This is a genomic window from Kocuria sp., assembly GCF_030538595.1.
Taxonomy (GTDB): Bacteria; Actinomycetota; Actinomycetes; order Actinomycetales; family Micrococcaceae; genus Kocuria.
In genome coordinates this window covers 91045-107946 of record NZ_JAUNTS010000006.1, presented here as the reverse complement: position 1 = coordinate 107946, position 16902 = coordinate 91045, and the positions used below count along the sequence as shown (strand labels likewise).

The window sequence follows — 16902 nt, the reverse complement described above, 5'->3', positions numbered from 1 at the left end:
GTCAGCTCAGAGACCCCGGCGGAGTTATCCACAGGCCAACTTCCCACCCCTCCGCCGAAAACATGGTTTGACCCAATTTCAGGCACTTTTTCTTGGAGAAAGCATGATTTCGGCGGAGGGGCGGAGGGGACGGAGGGGTTAGGGCCAGAGGCCGGAGGAGCCCCGCCTGTGGGAGTCCACCAGATGCAGGTCCACCATTCCAATTGCAGACATCAGCGCATACATGGTGGTGGGCCCCACAAACGTGAAGCCCTCCTTCTTGAGCGCCTTGGACAGCGCCGTGGATTCTGCGGAGACCGTGGGAGCCTCGGCCATGGTGCGCGGTGCCGGTGTGGTGTCCGGGCGGAAAGACCAGATGAACTCGGACAACCCACCGCGCTGGCGCAAACGCACTGTGGCGGCAGCGTTGGCCACGGTGGCCGTGATCTTGGCGCGATTGCGCACAATCCCAGGATCGGCCAGAAGCCGCTGCACATCCTGCGCTGTGAACGCCGCCACCGTGTCCGGGTCAAACTCGGCAAAGGCTGCCCTGAAGTTCTCCCGCTTGGCCAGGATGGTTGACCAGGACAGCCCCGATTGAAAAGCCTCCAGACTCAAGCGCTCGAACAGGCCGCGTTCATCCGTGACGGGCATGCCCCATTCGGTGTCGTAATAGGTGCGCATCAGATCGCTTGCGGTAGCCCACGCGGGGCGGGCCAGACCGTCGTCGCCCATGACGACGCCGATCTGGCCCGTTTCCCCCAGCTGTTCACTCATGCTGTCACCCTAAACCGCCAGGGATGGATGACGCCTAGCTGTCGCGCTCGGAAGAGGTGTGTGCGTTGTGGAAGCCGTGGGCCAAGCCGCGACGTCCGGAAAGGCGATCCCACACCGGGGCCAGTGCGCTGGTGAGCACCAGCGCGATCACCAGGATCACCGAGAGGCCCAGGGCAGATGTGCCCAGACCGGCGGTACGTTCCGCACCGAAGAAGAGGACATCGCGCACGCCCAGCCAGGTGTAGTGCAGCGGTTCAATCCGCGCCAGCCACGTGAAGAACCCGGGCAGAGCCTCAATGGGCACCACGGCCCCGGCGGAAGGCAGACCCAAGAAGATCAGGTAGATCATGGCCAGAATCAGCCCCAGACTGCCACCGATCGTCAGCAAGGCCAAAGTCACCGCGGAAACCGTGCTGATGGCCAACCAGCTGATCAAGAACAGCAGACCGCCGTGTGGCATGGGCATACCGGCAATGGATGCCGCCAGCATCATCAGTCCTGCGGTGGCAGCGCCGGCCGCCACCATGATGCCCCACTTCAGGAAGAAGGAGGTGAACCGCGAAAGTGCCACGGTCCGGTATTTACGGAAGCTGGAGCCCATTTCCACGGGAATGATGCCCAGAATGCCGTCCACCAGGGTGGACACCGCCACAGCGCCGGAGAGGCCAACCACCAACAACACGATGGACCAGTAGAAGGGGCCCATGCCCAAAGCGGTGCCGTCATCCAGGTCTTGCCAGGCCTGGGTGCTGATCTTGACGGGATCTTTCAGGACGTCCTGGGCCACTGTGGTGACCTCCGGGACTTGCTGACCGGCAGCCTGACGGGCAGCAACCTGCTGATCTGCCGCTTGGCTCAGCTGATCCCCGATGGAGGTGGAGCCGCTTTCCAGGGCCGGGGTCAAGCCTTCGGTCACCAGCCGTGAACTCATGGAACCGGCCTGCGGTGAGGTCAGCAGCTCGATCACCGGCTGGGTGCCATCACCGTCTCCACCGACGGCGGCCGGCACCAAAGCCATGGACTGCTCACTGAACTCTGCCGGAATCACAATGGCGCCGTAGACCTCTCCGCTGGCCAGTGCCTCCTCGGCATCGCTCATGGACATTTCAGTCAGCTTGAACTCGCCGCTGTCATTGACTTTTTCCACCAGGGAGTCGCTGAGATCAGTTCCCAGATTCTCCTGGGTCTGGGAGCCGTCCGCCTGGGTAACGGTGGTGCCGGTGTCCTGGTTGACCACTGCCACGGGCATGTCTTCCATGTGATCGGCGGGCGATCCCAAGCCGCCCAGGTACAGCAGGATGCCCAGAAAGCCGATCACCATCACGGCCACGGGCGGCAGGAGCCACCGCACAGTTTTGGGTAGCTCCCAGAGAGTTGCCCGCTGATGGGCGTTGCCGGGGGTGGAGAGTTCTTGTGCCATGGAGTCCTCGATACATTGGTGTATTGAAATCTGAGGCATGACGATACACTCGTGTATTGAACTGGTCGAGGGGAAATGGAGAGTATGAGCGAGATCTCTGACACAGATGCGGTCAAGCGCTCCCGCGTGGCCACCCGGCACAAGTTGGTGGAGCAAGCTGTCCCGGTGTTCGTGGCCAAAGGATTGGAGGCAGCCAGTGTGGCCGAGCTCTGCGCGGCTGCCGGTTTCACTCGCGGGGCCTTCTACAGCAATTTCAGTTCCAAGACGGAACTGGCCGTGGCGGTCTATGAATCTCGGGTGGATGGGCTGGTGGCCCTGCTGGACACGGAGGTGGATCGGCAGCTGAGCACGGATCAGCCGGTGGCCACCATGCTGGCTTTCGTGTTGGAAGCTGTCTCCGGGCTGGCTCAGGATGGCGCCTGGCAAGGATTCCGCATGGAATTGCATCTGGCCGCCGACCGAGACCCACTGCTGCGCAGCGCCGTGGACGCCCAGTACGAACGTCTGGTCAGCGCGGTGGCGGAAATGCTGTTGCGGGTACGACGACGTGGGGTGAGTTACCGCGTTCCGGAGCCAGATCTGGCCCGCATCTTGCTGGCCGTGTGGGACGGTGAACTGTTGCGCACCGGGCGCCGACTCACCGCTCAGGACGGCACCGGACGGCGGCTGATCACCGCCACGTGGAATGCCTTTGTGGACATGGACCAGACTTCAGCTACGGACCAGACCCCAACCATGGACCGGGCCCCAGCAATGGACCAGCCCACCTGATGGCAGGCAGCGCCTCTCAGTGCATCTGGCGGTAATGCCAGGCAACACCGCGCCGAACTGGTCAGGGTGTGTCTACGGTGCTGTGGTGAACGCACTGTTGCGCTCAGCATCAGCATCAGCATCCAGGAGGAGTTGGATCACATGAAGGCCGCACGCTTTTACGACCGCCAAGACATCCGGATCGAGGAGATTCCAGAACCCACGGTGGGGCCGGGGGAAGTGGGGATTGACGTGGCCTGGTGCGGGATCTGCGGAACGGACCTGCATGAGTACAAGGACGGTCCCGTGTTCTGTCCCACGCATGACACCCCGCACCCCATTTCCGGGGAAACTGCCCCGATCACCCTGGGGCATGAGTTCTCCGGCGTGGTGTACCAGGTGGGTGAGGGCGTGGATGACCTCCAGGTGGGGGATCACGTGGTGGTGGAGCCCTACATCATTGATGACTCCGTGGACACAGGCCCTGAATCCAAGGACTACCACCTGTCCGACAACATGAATTTCATAGGGCTGGCTGGTCGCGGTGGCGGTCTGGGGGAGAAGATCTCCGTGCGCCGCCGATGGGTTCATGCCATCAGCAAGGACCTGCCGTTGGATCAGGCGGCACTGATTGAACCGCTGTCCGTGGGGTATCACGCGGTGGAACGTTCGGGTGCTGCCGCGGGGGACTTGGCCATCATCGGTGGCGCCGGTCCCATCGGTTTGTTGGCCGCGGCGGTCTTGAAAGCCATCGGGTGCACCGTGGTGGTTTCAGAACTCTCCCCGCTGCGCAGGCAAAAGGCCTTGGAATCCGGGGTGGCCGATCACGCATTGGATCCCACCCAGGTGGACGTGGCTGAGGAAGCGCGCAAACTCTCCCGGGATGGCCGCGGAGCGGATGTGGCCTTCGAGTGCACCTCTGTTCAGGTGGTTCTGGACACCTTGATGGATGCGCTGCGCCCCACGGGTGTCCTGGTGGTGGTCTCGATTTGGGCGCAGCGTTCCAATTTCGATATCCACAAGCTGGTGATGAAGGAAATTGATCTACGGGGCACCATTGCCTACGTCAATTCCCACCCGGCCACCATTGAGCTGGTGGAATCCGGAAAGATCAACTTGGAACCGTTCATCACGGGCAAGATCGCCGTGGAGGACCTGGTGGACAAGGGCTTTGACACTCTGATCAACCGGAATGAGACCGCTGTGAAGATTCTGGTTTCACCCAGCGGCAAGGGGTTGTGAGCCCGGGGGTAATTTCTGATTCAATGACCTCACTCAACACCCCAGGTTCAACGCCGCACTGCGGGGCACCACCCTGGGATACCCCCACCAGCTCCAATACTCGGTGGGGGTATCCCCGTGAGAACAGGAAGACCCATGCAGCCAAGTCTTTTGGAGCGCTTACGCAGCGAATCAGGTAGCGCGCTGCTACTTGTGGCAGTCACCGTGCTGGCGTTGCTGTGGGCCAATTCACCGTGGTCACCCCTGTACACGGAGATCTGGGAAACTCACCTGGACATCTCCCTGGGGGCTTGGGGGTTGAATCTGAGCTTGCACCATTGGGTGAATGACGGCCTGATGGTGATCTTCTTTTTTGTGGTGGGCTTGGAAGTCCGCCAGGAGCTGGCGGTGGGCTCGCTGCGGGATCGGCGTCGGGCGCTGGTGCCGTTGGTTGCCGGCACCCTGGGGGTGGCCATCCCGGCCGCCATTTACCTGGCCATTGCGGGGCGTGAATCACCGGCCGGTTGGGGTGCCGTGGTGGGCACAGACACCGCCTTCCTGCTGGGAGCCCTGGCTCTGGTGGGGCCAGCCATGTCCAACCAGCTGCGGATCTTCCTCCTGACGTTGACCGTGGTGGATGATTTCCTGGCGGTGTCCATCATCGGTGTGTTCTACACGGATGACCTCAAACTGCTGCCGCTCGGTATTGCTCTGGCGGCTTTGGTGGCTCTGTACTTCTTGGGGCGAACCCGTCAGTGGCGCTCCGCGCCCTACGTTGGCCTGGTCATTGTGCTGTGGCTTGCCACCCTGGAATCCGGTATTCACCCCTCGATTGCAGGCATGGTGGCAGGTTTGCTGGTGCCGGCCTACGCCACGCACCGCGGCAGCGTGGAGAGCGTGGGCAACCTGTTCCGGGACTTCAGGCAATCACCGGAGGCCGACGTCGCCCGCTCCGCCTCCCGCGGACTGGCTCAGTCAATCTCCGTGAATGAGCGGCTGCATGCCGCTCTGCGCAGCCCCTCGTCCTTGCTGATCGTGCCCATCTTTGCCCTGGCCAATGCCGGCGTGGATCTGCGCGGGGACACTCTGAACACCGCCATGACCTCCACGGTGACCTGGGGTGTGGTGGGTGGCCTGGTGTTGGGCAAACTGCTGGGCATCTCCCTGGGTACGTGGCTGGCCATCCGGATGGGGTTGGGCAGACTTCCCGATGGTGTTGGCCCCGGTTCCATCATGGGCGGTGCCGCGCTCTCTGGAATTGGATTCACCGTCTCCCTGCTGGTGATCGGCCTGGCCTTCACGGATGCCCACCACATCAGCTCCGCCACGGTGGGAGTGCTGCTGGCCATGGTCCTGGCCTGGCTGTTGGGATGGTTGATCTTCTACGTGGCACGTGTGCGTTTTGGCGAAACCTCCGCGGACCTGCCGGTCACCCTGACGCCACCGGTCAATGACGAACACGACCACATCTACGGCTCCGTTGAGGCTGAATGCACCGTGGTGGAGTACTTTGACTACCAGTGCCCGTTCTGCTCCCACACCACCGGAATTGGTTATGACCTGGTGGAACACTTTGGCGACCGGGTGCGCTTCATTGCCCGCCACTGCCCCATCCCGGACCTCCACCCGCACGCCCAACAGGCCGCGGTGGTGGCAGAGGCCGCCGCCCGCCAGGGAGAGTTCTGGGCCATGCACCGCGCGCTGTTCGACCACCAAGAGCAGTTGGGCGAACAGACCTACCGCACACTTGCCCAAGAAATCGGCCTGGACATGGATCAATTTGAATCCGATCTGCAAGACCCTGTTCTGCCCAAGATCGTGGCCAAGCACGCCCGTAGCGCACTGGAGAGCGGCGCTCGCGGGACGCCCACGTTCTTCCTCAACGGCTCCCGGCACCTGGGTCCGCACGATGCGCGGACCATCATTACCGAGTTGGAGGCGCAGATGGCCACGCAGGAGGAACATCCTGCACGACGCCGTTCGTGATCATCCAGTGTTGATCCGCTGCCTACCCCTGACCGGTCATCTCCTGCTGACGCAGTGTTTCCAGGTGGGCGTGGACCAGGGGCAGCACGGAGGCGCCCTCACCGGCGGCTGAGGCCACGCGTTTCATGGAGCCGGCGCGGACGTCTCCCACGGCAAAGATTCCAGGTGTGGTGGTTTCCAAGCTGGCTGGGGGGACTCCATCGTGCCAGCTCTCCTGCGGGACATCTCTGCCGGTGAGCACAAAGCCGTGGTCGTCACGGGCCACCGTGGCGGGCAGCCAGTTGCAGGCGGGCTGGGCACCCAGCAGGCAGAACAGGCCATCTGCCACGGCCTCTCGGCGCTCGCCCGTGGCGATCTCTTCCAGGGTGACTCCGGTCAGGCGGCCTTCGCCGCGACCCTTGACCACGCGGGTACCTGTCAGCACGGAGATGTTGGGGGTGGCTTCCACTTCCCGGATCAGGTAGTCGGACATGGTGGAGCTCAGCGAATCACGGCGCACCGTGATGGTCACGGACCGGGCGAATTTGGCCATGTGGACCGCAGCTTGACCCGCGGAGTTGCCGCCACCCACCACGTACACCTCTTTGTCCTGCATTTCCCGGGCCAGTGAGGTGGCCGCGCCGTAATGGACACCCAGGCCAATCCATTCATCCACGGAGGGGATGTCCAGGCGCCGGTAGGCCACACCGGTTGCCAGCACCACGGTGCGGGCGCACAGGTGCGTGTCATCCACCGTCACGTGGTGGTGTTCGGGTTCATCAGCCGGGCCGGCTTCCACGTAGGACACGGGCCGTCCGGTGTAGAACTGTGCACCGAACCGGCTGGCTTGGACCCTTGAACGCTGCGCCAGCCGCATGCCGGAGATGCCGCGGGGGAAGCCCAGGTAATTGCGAATCATGGAGGAGGATCCTGCCTGACCACCAATGGCATCAGACTCCAGCACAATGGTGGAAAGCCCCTCTGAGGCTGCATACACAGCTGCTGCCAGCCCCGCTGGGCCGGCACCGATCACCAGAACATCCGCGATTTCACCCTCGGGGATTTCGTCATAGGCCCCGTAGAGCTGTTGGCCCACGGACTGCGGGGTGGCTGCTTGCACCACGGTGCCGTTGAACACCCGCACCAGGGGGAAAGCTGCCTCCGGTCCAGCTTCCTCCACAATGGCCTGGGCTTCTTCCTCATCCAGGTTCAGGTACCGATTGGGGATACCCATCCGCTCCAACATGTCCCGAATGGCAGCTGCGGCGGCTGAAGGCTGCTGGTCAACCACATCCACAGCGGTGACCAGCGGCTGAGCCACGGACCACCCCCATTCGGAGAGAAGTTCAATGAGTGCTGTGTGGAACTCCTCATCCCGTGGCCCGCGGGGGATCAGCAGGAACGTGTCCATGTCCCGCTCCAACGTTGCCTGTTGCAGGGCGTCCAACTGCTCACGGAAATCCTCCATGGGCACCAGGGCAACCCGGCGGGAGGCAGGGGAGACCACCTGGATGGTGCGTAGCAACTCAATGGCATTGGTGTCCGGAAGATGGAACTCTGAGGCCACCATGGCCAACTGCGGCGTGGCCGTGGGCGAGCCTGGGTCTGCGGTTGCAGCTCTACCGATACCCGCACACAACGCCCGGGCACGTTCCACCGCCTCAGCGCCGGTCCGCACCCATTCCAGGGCGTAATCGCGGTTGTACCGGGCCTGGAACTCGGCTTGGATCACCTCTGCGTTGTGGTCAGCAACAAGCAAAATCACGGGGCGCTCAGTCATGCATTCAGCCTAACCTCATGACGGATCATTCACGGGCCCGTCAGTTGTCTGCGGTCATGACTAGACTGTTGCGAGGTTGTCCTGATGCACTGTCCAGGGTTTTCACGGGCAACCCCAGCTATACGTCCGGCCGGCTCGGTCCTTCCCTTCCCCACGGGGTCGCCGAACAATCACCACATGAGCACCAGAGGAGGAGCACGGGAATGACGACTACGCCGTCTGAGCGCAACATCCCGTCCGCTGGCCCGGAAACCACCACCATTCAAGTTGTCACTGACATCCTCGCTGAGGTGGCAGGCCACCGGCTGTCTGAGGAAGAGCAGGCGGCGGTGGATGCCTTACCTCCCAACTCAGCCCTGCTGGTGGAGGTCAACGGCCGCGGTTCGCGGTTCCTGTTGAACACGGATGAGGTCACCGTGGGGCGCCACCCCAAAGCGGATATTTTCCTGGATGACGTCACGGTCTCCCGGCGTCACGCGGGTTTTGTGCGCAGGGACAAGACCTATGAAGTCATTGACTCCAAATCGCTGAACGGCACCTACGTCAACAATGACCGGGTTGACTCCGCCAAGCTGGACAGCGGCGATCAGGTGCACCTGGGCAAGTTCTGCTTTGTGTTCTACCGCTCCAGCCGCACCCCAGAGGTGTTTTCCTGAAGTGGTGACATCAGGTCACAGCGGGTCCACTGATTCGCCCGGGGCGTCCATGACGGAAAAAGCCCGGGTTCGCCGAATCGGCATGGGCGCGCTGCTTCAAGAGTTGCAGCCCGACTTCCCGGACATCAGCGCCTCCAAGGTGCGGTTTTTGGAGGACCAAGGGCTCCTACACCCCGCCCGCACACCCTCCGGATACCGCAAGTTCGCCCCGGAGGACGTCCAGCGCTTGCGGCAGGTTCTGATTCTTCAACGCGAGCGTTATCTCCCGCTGAAGGTCATTCGGGAGCTCTCAGACAACGGCCGTTTGGAGCAGTTGCTGGCGCAGACCTCCGGCTCCGCCGCGGAGGCGGCACCGGAACGTACGGCGGACGGTCATGCGGGGTCCACCACCCTCAACGGTGCTGCCGCAGGAGAGTCCACCGCAGCATCCCCGGAAAGTGGGGGAGGGCAGCCTCAGCCGGGCCACACCGGAACTGTAGAAGACAGCGGTGCCGCAGCCACTACGACGTCGCAGTCCCCACCACCCCAGAGCGCACCGCAGCCCGCGGGTCCAGTGACCATGCGGGAGCTGTGCCGCCAGTCCGGCGCGGGTATCCCGCTGGTACGGGAGCTGATCAGTTTTGGTCTGATCCACGAACGCCCAGGTGGGTTTGACCGCCACGATGTGGTGATCGCAGGGGCTGCCCGCGCTCTACGGGACCACGGTGTGGAACCGCGGCATCTGCGGACCTTGCGGCAGGCAGCCGACCGGGAAATGGGCCTGGTGGAGCAGGCCATTGCACCGGATGTTGCCAAACGCAGTCCTGTGGCAGCGCGGCGTGCTTCCGAACGTGCCGGGGAAATCACTCAGCTGTGCCTGAGCATCCATGCCTCTTTGGTTGTGGGACAGTTGGAATCCGTCCAGCAGCGGTTGAGCGCGCTCAGCTCAGACGACTGACCTCTTGCTCCCCGACCAATTCGGGGCACGGATATGAAGAAGCAACCATGCAACGCGAACATCTGATGGAGATTGCCGGGGTGCGCCTGGACGTTCCGTCCTCCCAGCCCGTGGTGGTTTTGCGGGAGGCCGCCGGTGGGAGACATGTGCCCATCTGGGTGGGTACCAATGAGGCCACCTCGATTGTGTTCGCCGTGCAGGGCATTGAGCCTCCCCGCCCGCTGACCCATGATCTCCTGCTGGAGGTTGCAAGGACGTTTGGCCGCAGCGTGGACAAGGTGCGGATTCACACGGTGGAGGGCACGGTGTTCCATGCGGCTCTGGTGTTCGATGATGGATCGGTGGTGGACTCGCGGGCCTCGGATGCCATTGCCCTGGCGGCGAGGGTGGACTGCCCTGTGCTGTGTTCGGATGCGGTGTTGGACGCTGCAGGCCTGATCATGACCGGGGACGGTGAATTGCGTGAACCTGATGCCCGGGAGTCCACGGGTGCCTCGGGATCGGCGGCGGACCCAGACCGCCGCGACGGCGCGGAAGAAAAACTGCGAGAGTTCCGTGACTTCCTGGACACCGTGGATCCCGATGACTTCATGACGTGATCTTGACCGCGTCACCCGGGCAGTCTGGGCCGTGGATCGGCATGAATCCGCGGTTGCGCCCCGTTGAGATCAGTGGTTTGCCCCCGCGACACGATTCGCGTATATGGCGGGGTCTTTGATTCGGGCCCCCCGCCCGTCTACCGTCATGTCCAAGTTGGTTTCAGCCACCCACCGCATGCCCCTCAAATGTGTTGCCCAGGTCCGCAGGGCCCTGCACAACAGTGCGGTGGTGCTCCCCTGTGGAGGGCGGGGTGTTGAGGACCATCATCACAAGACCATGTAGCCACCTTGCACTGAGCAGTGGCACCAGAAGCCGGGAGGACCTGCGTGAAGGACACCGATCACGTCGATGCCCCGCTTGCCGAAGAACTGACACTGCCTGTGTTCACCTCCCTGTCCGGGGGTACTCAGGGTGTGCTCTTTGACGACGAGCGGCAGGTGCTTGATGACACCGTTGGTTACCGCGGTGCCACGGCTTGCAAGGTCACGGGTATCACCTACCGGCAGTTGGACTACTGGGCCCGCACCGAGTTGGTGGAACCCACCGTGCGCGGCGCCAAAGGCTCCGGGTCCCAACGGCTCTACAGTTTCCGCGACATCGTGGTGCTCAAAATCGTCAAGCGCCTCCTGGACACGGGGGTTTCACTGCAGCAGATCCGCTCGGCCGTGGTGGCCCTGCGGGTGCGCGGCATTGAGGACTTGGCGCAGCTGACCCTGATGAGCGATGGCGCCTCCGTGTACGAATGCACCTCCCAGCAGGAAGTGATCGACCTGGTCCAGGGCGGTCAAGGTGTTTTCGGCATTGCCGTGGGCCGCGTGTGGCGTGAGGTGGAAGGCAGCTTGGCTAACCTCCCCGAAGCCAACGGTGAGGCAGAGGCCGAGGAATACCCCGGGGATGAACTCTCCGCGCGCCGGGCCCGCCGGCAGCAAAACGTTTCCTGACCCAAACTGCCCGGGTCAGGACTCTGTCAGGACTCCTTGGCCAGCAGACCGTCCAAGATCTGGGTGTAGCGGCTGGCGATCTCGGCGGCGTCTTCCCCCGGCCAGCGGTGGATGGGCCAGGCAGCGCCCTGAGCACGCTGCCACACTTGATAGTCAGGCAGGACGGGGGCCACCAGCAGATCCCCGAACAACTGCTCCAGCTCTGCCACGCGGTGTTGGTGTTCCACGGAGTCCGGATGAACCTTGTTCACAATCACTCCGCCGGAGTTCACCGCCCAGGCACTGTCCCGTTCAAATTGGGCAATGGCTGTCATGGTGCGCTGCGTGCCGGCCACGGAGAACAGGGACGGCTCCGCCACGGACAGCACGTTTTCTGAGGCGGCCCAGGCAATGCGCGTGAGCGTGTTCAGGTTGGGTGGGCAGTCAATGATCACCAGGTCATAATCCGTTTCCAGGCCATCCACGGCTCGGTCCAGGCGAATCAGATCGGAGCGTTTGTACTGCGCACGGTCAAAAAGGGAGGACGCGGAGGAGCCCGGCGCCACATCCAGCCGGAGACTGTCACGGCCATGTTCGCGGCGCTCGCGCTCCACCCAGGCAGACGGGACCGTCACCGTGCGCAATGCGCCGGGCTTACCGCGCCGTCCCAGGACTTTGCCCACATTGCGCTCCGGCTGGGCTTTGACGCCCAGACCCGTGGAAGCATCCGCATGCGGGTCCAGATCCACCACCAGGGTGCGGATGCCTTGGAGCAGGGCTGCTGAAGCCAAGCCCAAGGTGACGGAGGACTTACCCACTCCGCCTTTGAGGCTGGAGATACTGACAATCTGCACGGTGTCCTTCAACGTCCTTCGGGGATCAGGGAGAGGTTGCGCTGGCCATCTTAACGAGCTTGACTCCCCATCACGGCCTGCACCTGGCCTGTGTGGGCCGAATTAGGATGGTGCAATGCGCAGTTTTGACGTGATCATCATTGGTTCCGGTTCCGGCAATTCCCTGTTGGGCCCCGAGTACGACGCTTTGGATGTGGCCATCATTGATGGCGGAACTTTTGGCGGTACCTGCCTGAACGTGGGGTGCATTCCCACCAAGATGTACGTGTACCCCGCAGAAATCAGTCAATCGGCCCGTGAACTACAGAGACTGGGCGTGAAGATCGACGTCGACTCCCAGGACGTGGACTGGCCTGCCATCCGGGACCGGATTTTTGGTCGCATTGACGCCATTTCCCAGGGTGGTCTGGAGTACCGGAAGTCGCTGGCCCGGGTGACGGTTTTCCAGGAGTATGCCCACTTTGTGGGTCCCAAGATCTTGGAGACCGCCTCCGGGGAGCAGCTGAGTGCCCCCACCATTGTGATCGCCTCTGGTTCCCGGGTGACCGTTCCCCAGATTCCTGGCATTGATCTGGACCGGGTCCACACCTCTGACACGGTCATGCGTATCCCGCAGCTGCCCCAGCGCGTGGTCATTGTGGGCGGTGGTTACATTGCCGCTGAGTTTGCCCACATTTTTCACGGTTTGGGGTCGCAGGTCACCCAGTTGAACCGTTCCGAGCGCCTGCTGCGCGGGCAGGATGCCCAGATTGCGCAGCGTTTCCGGGAATGTGCTGAACAGCAGTGGGAGCTGGCCATGGACTGGTCCCCGGAGCGCATTGTGCCCAACGACGACGGTTCGGTCACCGTGGTCTCCACGGCCACTCACGCTGCGGATACTCGTGAGGACGTGGCCGATGTGGTGCTGATGGCAACGGGGCGGCGGCCCAATACGGACTTGTTGAATCCCTCCGCTGCGGGCTTGGGCATTGATCCGCAGACGCAGCTCCTACGGGTGGATCAATACCAGCGCGTCCTGGACGCTGACGGCAAGGTTCTGGATGGGCTGTGGGCACTGGGGGACATCTGCTCCCCGGCGCAGCTGAAACACGTGGCCAACCAGGAAGCCCGCGTGGTGGCACACAATGTGATGCACCCGCAAGACCTTCACGTCTCAGACCACCGCCACATTCCTGCGGCGGTCTTCACCCACCCGGAAATCGCCACGGTCGGCATGACCGAGGAACAGGCCCGGGACTGGGCTGCAGGACACAACACCCAGATCACGGTGAAGTCTCAAGCCTTTGGGGATGTGGCTTATGGCTGGGCCATGGAGGATCAAACGGGTATCTGCAAGCTCATTGCTGATCGCTCCACGGGGCAACTCCTGGGAGCCCATCTGATTGGTCCCCACGCCTCCATGCTGATCCAACCGCTGATCCAGGCCATGAGCTTTGGGCTGGAGGCGCACCGGATGGCGCGCGGGCAGTACTGGATTCACCCGTCGCTGGCAGAGGTCGTGGAGAACGCGCTGCTGGGCCTGGACATCCAAGCCCAGGACTGATGATGTGATCCTGACCAGGACTGGTCCCAGGCGATTCCAACTGGGACCGGTCTCAGTGAGGTGCGATCAGGACTGGTGGGGGTCGCGTTCCTTGAGAACCCCAGCCACCACAATGGCAAAGATCGCCACCACGGGTACGGCCAGAATGGCCACGCGCAAGCCCAGGATGTCCGAGGTGAAACCCACGAATGGCGAAACGGTCAGGAACGCCACCCGCAGTAGCCAGCCTGCCAAGGTCAGGCCCGTTCCGGGTTTGAGCCCGGGCACGGAATCCGCGGCGTGAAAGGCCGAGGGCACCAGGGTGGCACTTCCAAAGCCGGCCACGGCAAATCCTGCAATGGCCACGGCGGGGGACGGGGCCAGGGCCACCACAGCCAGCCCCGTTGCGGCCAGACTTCCGCCAAATCGGGTCATCCAGATTCGGCCATGTCGATTGGTCATGGTGTCGCCCAGGAGACGGCCGATGAACTGTGCCGCCATCAGCGCCACCAGGCCCATTCCTGCCAGACCGGCGGGGGTGTCCAAAATCCGGGCCAGGAACAGGGTGGACCAGTTCATGCCCAGGTCCTCCACCATGGAACCGGAGATGGCAATGGTGGAAATCAGTACCACCAGCGCCAGGGCACGTCTGGTGCTCGTGGAGGTGCCGGGGGAGGTAGCGCCCGGAATTGAGTTCGCGGAGGTGGCGCGCTCCGGCGTCGTCGGCTCCGGAGAACTCAAAGCGGGGTTCAGCCGGGCCGTGCGCAGTTGCTCCACCTGATTCCGGGTCAAGGCAAAGCGCTGGGCGATCAGAGCCACGGCGGCAAAAATCACCCCGCTGACGGTCAGATGGAGGGGCAGCGGAAGCTCCAGGGCAGCCGCGGTGGAACCCATGACTCCGCCCACCATGGCGCCAAGACTCCACAGCGCGTGCATGGAGTTGAGGATCGAGCGCCCCATGGCCTTCTGAATGTCGATGGCCTGGGCGTTCTGCGCGGTGTCCACAACGGCGTCCGCAGTTCCCGCCAACAGCATGGCCAGAACATAGGCCACCACCAGTGCCACCACGGGCACAGCTGCGGACGAGGGGTCAGCGGAGGAGCCGGCTCCCGTGCCGGCCAGCGCCACGCTGACACTTGCCGAGGCCACCACCATTGCCAGTAACGCAGACCCGATGCCCGCCACCTTGGCGGAGCCAAACCTGCGCAACAACGGAGCGGGAGCCATCCCGGCCAGCAGCGAACCAATGGGCAAGGCGATCACCAGGAAACCGAACTGGGTGTTGGTCAGCTCGAATGCTTCTTTGACTTCCGGCAGACGCGGTAAGAGATTGGCGTACACCGCGCCATTGACCAGGAAAAACCCACCCGTGGCCCACCTGGCCTTGCGCAGTTCGGCAGCAGGCACCGGCGCAGATGCTGGTTGCTGATCGGGCATCAGGTTCGGTCCCGCCGCTGCTTCATGTCCTTGAAACCACGGTCCAGCACGGGCAACTCAGCCAGCTCCCGCAATCTCTCCATGGAGTTCTCCAAGGAAGATTCCAGGCGGGCCCGAGCATCCTGCGCGGTGCGGGCAGGAGGTGCCGGACGGGAGTACAGGTCGTCAACAACGTGGGCGTAATCGCGCAGGATCTCCGGGCGCCGCAGTTTCAGCGACGGCGTCAGGTGGCCCGAATCCACCGTGAAATCTCCGGGCAGGATGGTGAAAGCACGGATGCTCTCGGCCACGGAAACTTTGCGGTTGGCGTGATCCACAACCGACTGAATGTGCTCCACCACGGTGGGATGCTGGGCAGCTTGCTCCGGGCTCAACGTGGTGTCCAGGCCCAGGAACTCCAACTGCTTGGGCAGGGTCTCGGGGTCCAGGGTGATCAGAGCAGCCACAAACTTTTTGCCTTCGCCCACCACCATGCACTGACTCACCATGGCGGTGGCCCGGATGGGGCCCTCCAGGGCCTCCGGGATGACGTTCTTGCCCCCGGCGGTCACAATGATCTCCTTCTTGCGACCAGTGATCCGCAGCAACCCGCGCTCATCCATGGCACCCAGATCGCCCGTGGCAAACCAGCCATCGTGAATGGCCTCCCGGGTCAGGTCCGCACGGCCGTGATACCGCGCCAGGACGTGGGGGCCACGGACCAGGATTTCGCCGTCGTCAGCCAAGCGAATCTGGTGCCCGGGAAGGGGGAGGCCCACAGTGCCCAGAGCATTGATGCCAGGGGTGTTGGCAGCAATCGGGGCCGTGGTTTCCGTCAGGCCGTAACCCTCCACCACATACAGGCCAATGCCGTGGAAAAAATGCGCCAGAGATTCGCTCAAAGCGGCCCCGCCAGAAATGGCCCACTGCACGTTACCGCCCATTGCTTCCCGCAACTTGGCGTACACCAGGCGATCGTAGAGATGGTGACGCGCAGCCAGCATTGGACTGATCCGCCCGGTGGCGTGAGCCCGGGACCAGCGCTCGCCGGTGGTCACCGCCCGGTGGAACAGTACCGCGCGCAGTTTGCCACCGTCCTGAGCGCGCATGCGAGCGCCAATCAGGATCTTCTCGAACACCCTGGGTACCGCAAGAATGAAGGACGGTTGGACTCGCTGTAGATCTGCCGTCAAGTTCTTCACGTCCGGGGTGTGGGCCAGTGTGACGCCGGCGTGGACGGCCAACACCTCCACCATGCGGGCAAAAACGTGAGCCAGCGGAAGGAAGAGCACCGTCTTGGCGCCGGTGTGCACCACCTCCGGTAGATACGGCTGGACGTTTTCACACAGGAACACAAAGTTCCGGTGGGTCAGCTCGCAGCCTTTGGGGGCGCCGGTGGTCCCGGAGGTGTAGATGATGGTGGCGGTGTGGTCCAACCCCACCGCGGTTCGCCGCGCTTCCAGTTCCCGGTCTGAAACCCCCACGCCGTTGGAGATCAGCTGCTCCAGAGTGTGGTCGGTAGGTTCCAGATCGGGGCCAGTTGTGTCCAGGTTAGGGCCAGTTGTGTCCAGGTTGTGGCCGGTGCCGTCCAGACGCCACATCCGGTCGGCGGCTTCCAACTTAGCCGGGGCACGGCCTTCGCCGAGTCCTTCCAGACTGCCGTCAGCCAGCCCGGAAGCCGTGGCGCGTACGGCATCTTCCAGGGTTTGATTCTCCACAAAGATGGCTTTGGCCTGAGAGTCCGTGAGGTTCCAGGCGATCTGGGCGTGGGAGGAGGAATCGTAAACCGGTACTGACACGCATCCCGCCCACCAGATGGCAAAATCCACCAGGGTCCATTCGTAGCGGGTGCGCCCCAAGATGCCCACCCGATCTCCCGGCTCCAGGCCCGCTGCCACCAGTCCTTTGGCCACTGCCATGACTTGGCGGCGGAACTCCGAGGCCCGAACTGGAACACCAGGGCCCACCGCGGGCAGACGTTCGTACAGCACCGGGTCCGCGGCTGAATCAGCTTGGCGCTGCAGCAGATCGGTGATGCGCTGTTGGCTCAGGGTGGGGTGGATCGGCGGCATGGTGGCTTGGCGCACGGGGGTCTCCCAGGGGTT

General features: G+C 63.3%; 14 protein-coding genes. 8 read left to right on the top strand and 6 right to left on the bottom strand.

The annotated features are described in order from the left end of the window. Positions 1 to 138 precede the first annotated feature (138 nt). Positions 139 to 756: a DNA-3-methyladenine glycosylase I gene (locus tag Q4G32_RS06915; RefSeq protein WP_303350254.1), complete on the bottom strand. Its 618-nt coding sequence runs from the start codon at positions 754 to 756 to the stop codon at positions 139 to 141. 34 nt (positions 757 to 790) lie between these two features. Beyond that, on the bottom strand, positions 791 to 2176 hold the full coding sequence (locus tag Q4G32_RS06910; protein ID WP_303350252.1) for a YhgE/Pip domain-containing protein: 1386 nt from the start codon (positions 2174 to 2176) through the stop codon (positions 791 to 793). Positions 2177 to 2260: 84 nt separating this feature from the next. Here Q4G32_RS06910 and Q4G32_RS06905 point away from each other — a divergent pair, with 84 nt between their 5' ends. From Q4G32_RS06905 to nhaA, 3 genes are all read left to right on the top strand, one after another. Next, a complete protein-coding gene (locus tag Q4G32_RS06905; protein WP_303350250.1) occupies positions 2261 to 2947 on the top strand; it encodes a TetR/AcrR family transcriptional regulator in 687 nt (228 codons plus the stop codon). A gap of 141 nt (positions 2948 to 3088) precedes the next feature. Further along, complete coding sequence (locus Q4G32_RS06900) at positions 3089 to 4168, top strand: 2,3-butanediol dehydrogenase (protein ID WP_303350248.1); 1080 nt, start codon at positions 3089 to 3091, stop codon at positions 4166 to 4168. 135 nt (positions 4169 to 4303) lie between these two features. After that, complete coding sequence (gene nhaA / locus Q4G32_RS06895) at positions 4304 to 6133, top strand: Na+/H+ antiporter NhaA (protein WP_303350247.1); 1830 nt, start codon at positions 4304 to 4306, stop codon at positions 6131 to 6133. A gap of 22 nt (positions 6134 to 6155) precedes the next feature. On the opposite strand, the gene Q4G32_RS06890 is transcribed toward nhaA, so the two are convergent. Then, positions 6156 to 7892: an FAD-dependent oxidoreductase gene (locus Q4G32_RS06890; protein WP_303350245.1), complete on the bottom strand. Its 1737-nt coding sequence runs from the start codon at positions 7890 to 7892 to the stop codon at positions 6156 to 6158. Positions 7893 to 8095: 203 nt separating this feature from the next. Between Q4G32_RS06890 and Q4G32_RS06885 the strand changes: the two genes are divergently transcribed. The 4 genes from Q4G32_RS06885 to Q4G32_RS06870 all read left to right on the top strand — a co-directional run bounded on the left by Q4G32_RS06885 (position 8096) and on the right by Q4G32_RS06870 (position 11026). Beyond that, positions 8096 to 8548, top strand: a complete 453-nt coding sequence (locus tag Q4G32_RS06885) for an FHA domain-containing protein (protein ID WP_303350243.1) — start codon at positions 8096 to 8098, stop codon at positions 8546 to 8548. Positions 8549 to 8597: 49 nt separating this feature from the next. After that, positions 8598 to 9485, top strand: a complete 888-nt coding sequence (gene ftsR / locus Q4G32_RS06880; protein ID WP_303350242.1) for a transcriptional regulator FtsR — start codon at positions 8598 to 8600, stop codon at positions 9483 to 9485. 47 nt (positions 9486 to 9532) lie between these two features. Further along, positions 9533 to 10084 (top strand): bifunctional nuclease family protein, encoded by a 552-nt coding sequence (locus Q4G32_RS06875; RefSeq protein ID WP_303350241.1) that lies wholly within the window; start codon positions 9533 to 9535, stop codon positions 10082 to 10084. 369 nt (positions 10085 to 10453) lie between these two features. Beyond that, on the top strand, positions 10454 to 11026 hold the full coding sequence (locus Q4G32_RS06870; RefSeq protein ID WP_303350357.1) for a MerR family transcriptional regulator: 573 nt from the start codon (positions 10454 to 10456) through the stop codon (positions 11024 to 11026). Positions 11027 to 11052: 26 nt separating this feature from the next. Here the strand turns inward: Q4G32_RS06870 and Q4G32_RS06865 are convergent, their stop codons facing one another. Next, entirely contained in the window at positions 11053 to 11859 is an 807-nt protein-coding gene (locus Q4G32_RS06865) for a ParA family protein (protein ID WP_303350240.1), read from the bottom strand. A gap of 115 nt (positions 11860 to 11974) precedes the next feature. On the opposite strand from Q4G32_RS06865, the gene Q4G32_RS06860 reads away from it, so the two are divergent. After that, positions 11975 to 13402, top strand: coding sequence for a mycothione reductase (locus Q4G32_RS06860; protein ID WP_303350239.1), 1428 nt, complete (start codon positions 11975 to 11977; stop codon positions 13400 to 13402). Between the two features lie 66 nt (positions 13403 to 13468). Here the strand turns inward: Q4G32_RS06860 and Q4G32_RS06855 are convergent, their stop codons facing one another. Both Q4G32_RS06855 and Q4G32_RS06850 read right to left on the bottom strand, forming a co-directional pair. Next, on the bottom strand, positions 13469 to 14818 hold the full coding sequence (locus tag Q4G32_RS06855) for an MFS transporter (RefSeq protein WP_303350238.1): 1350 nt from the start codon (positions 14816 to 14818) through the stop codon (positions 13469 to 13471). Beyond that, entirely contained in the window at positions 14818 to 16884 is a 2067-nt protein-coding gene (locus Q4G32_RS06850) for an AMP-dependent synthetase/ligase (protein WP_441327476.1), read from the bottom strand. The genes Q4G32_RS06855 and Q4G32_RS06850 overlap by 1 nt, the downstream gene beginning before the upstream one ends. Positions 16885 to 16902 lie beyond the last annotated feature (18 nt).

What these genes read in the sequence shown, in the direction of transcription:
- Q4G32_RS06855 (WP_303350238.1), bottom strand. Translation starts at nt 14,818, where the DNA reads ATGCCCGATCAGCAACCAGCATCTGCGCCGGTGCCTGCTGCCGAACTG.
- Q4G32_RS06910 (WP_303350252.1), bottom strand. Translation starts at nt 2,176, where the DNA reads ATGGCACAAGAACTCTCCACCCCCGGCAACGCCCATCAGCGGGCAACT.
- Q4G32_RS06915 (WP_303350254.1), bottom strand. Translation starts at nt 756, where the DNA reads ATGAGTGAACAGCTGGGGGAAACGGGCCAGATCGGCGTCGTCATGGGC.
- nhaA (WP_303350247.1), top strand. Translation starts at nt 4,304, where the DNA reads ATGCAGCCAAGTCTTTTGGAGCGCTTACGCAGCGAATCAGGTAGCGCG.
- Q4G32_RS06885 (WP_303350243.1), top strand. Translation starts at nt 8,096, where the DNA reads ATGACGACTACGCCGTCTGAGCGCAACATCCCGTCCGCTGGCCCGGAA.
- Q4G32_RS06875 (WP_303350241.1), top strand. Translation starts at nt 9,533, where the DNA reads ATGCAACGCGAACATCTGATGGAGATTGCCGGGGTGCGCCTGGACGTT.
- Q4G32_RS06905 (WP_303350250.1), top strand. Translation starts at nt 2,261, where the DNA reads ATGAGCGAGATCTCTGACACAGATGCGGTCAAGCGCTCCCGCGTGGCC.
- ftsR (WP_303350242.1), top strand. Translation starts at nt 8,598, where the DNA reads ATGACGGAAAAAGCCCGGGTTCGCCGAATCGGCATGGGCGCGCTGCTT.
- Q4G32_RS06890 (WP_303350245.1), bottom strand. Translation starts at nt 7,892, where the DNA reads ATGACTGAGCGCCCCGTGATTTTGCTTGTTGCTGACCACAACGCAGAG.
- Q4G32_RS06860 (WP_303350239.1), top strand. Translation starts at nt 11,975, where the DNA reads ATGCGCAGTTTTGACGTGATCATCATTGGTTCCGGTTCCGGCAATTCC.
- Q4G32_RS06900 (WP_303350248.1), top strand. Translation starts at nt 3,089, where the DNA reads ATGAAGGCCGCACGCTTTTACGACCGCCAAGACATCCGGATCGAGGAG.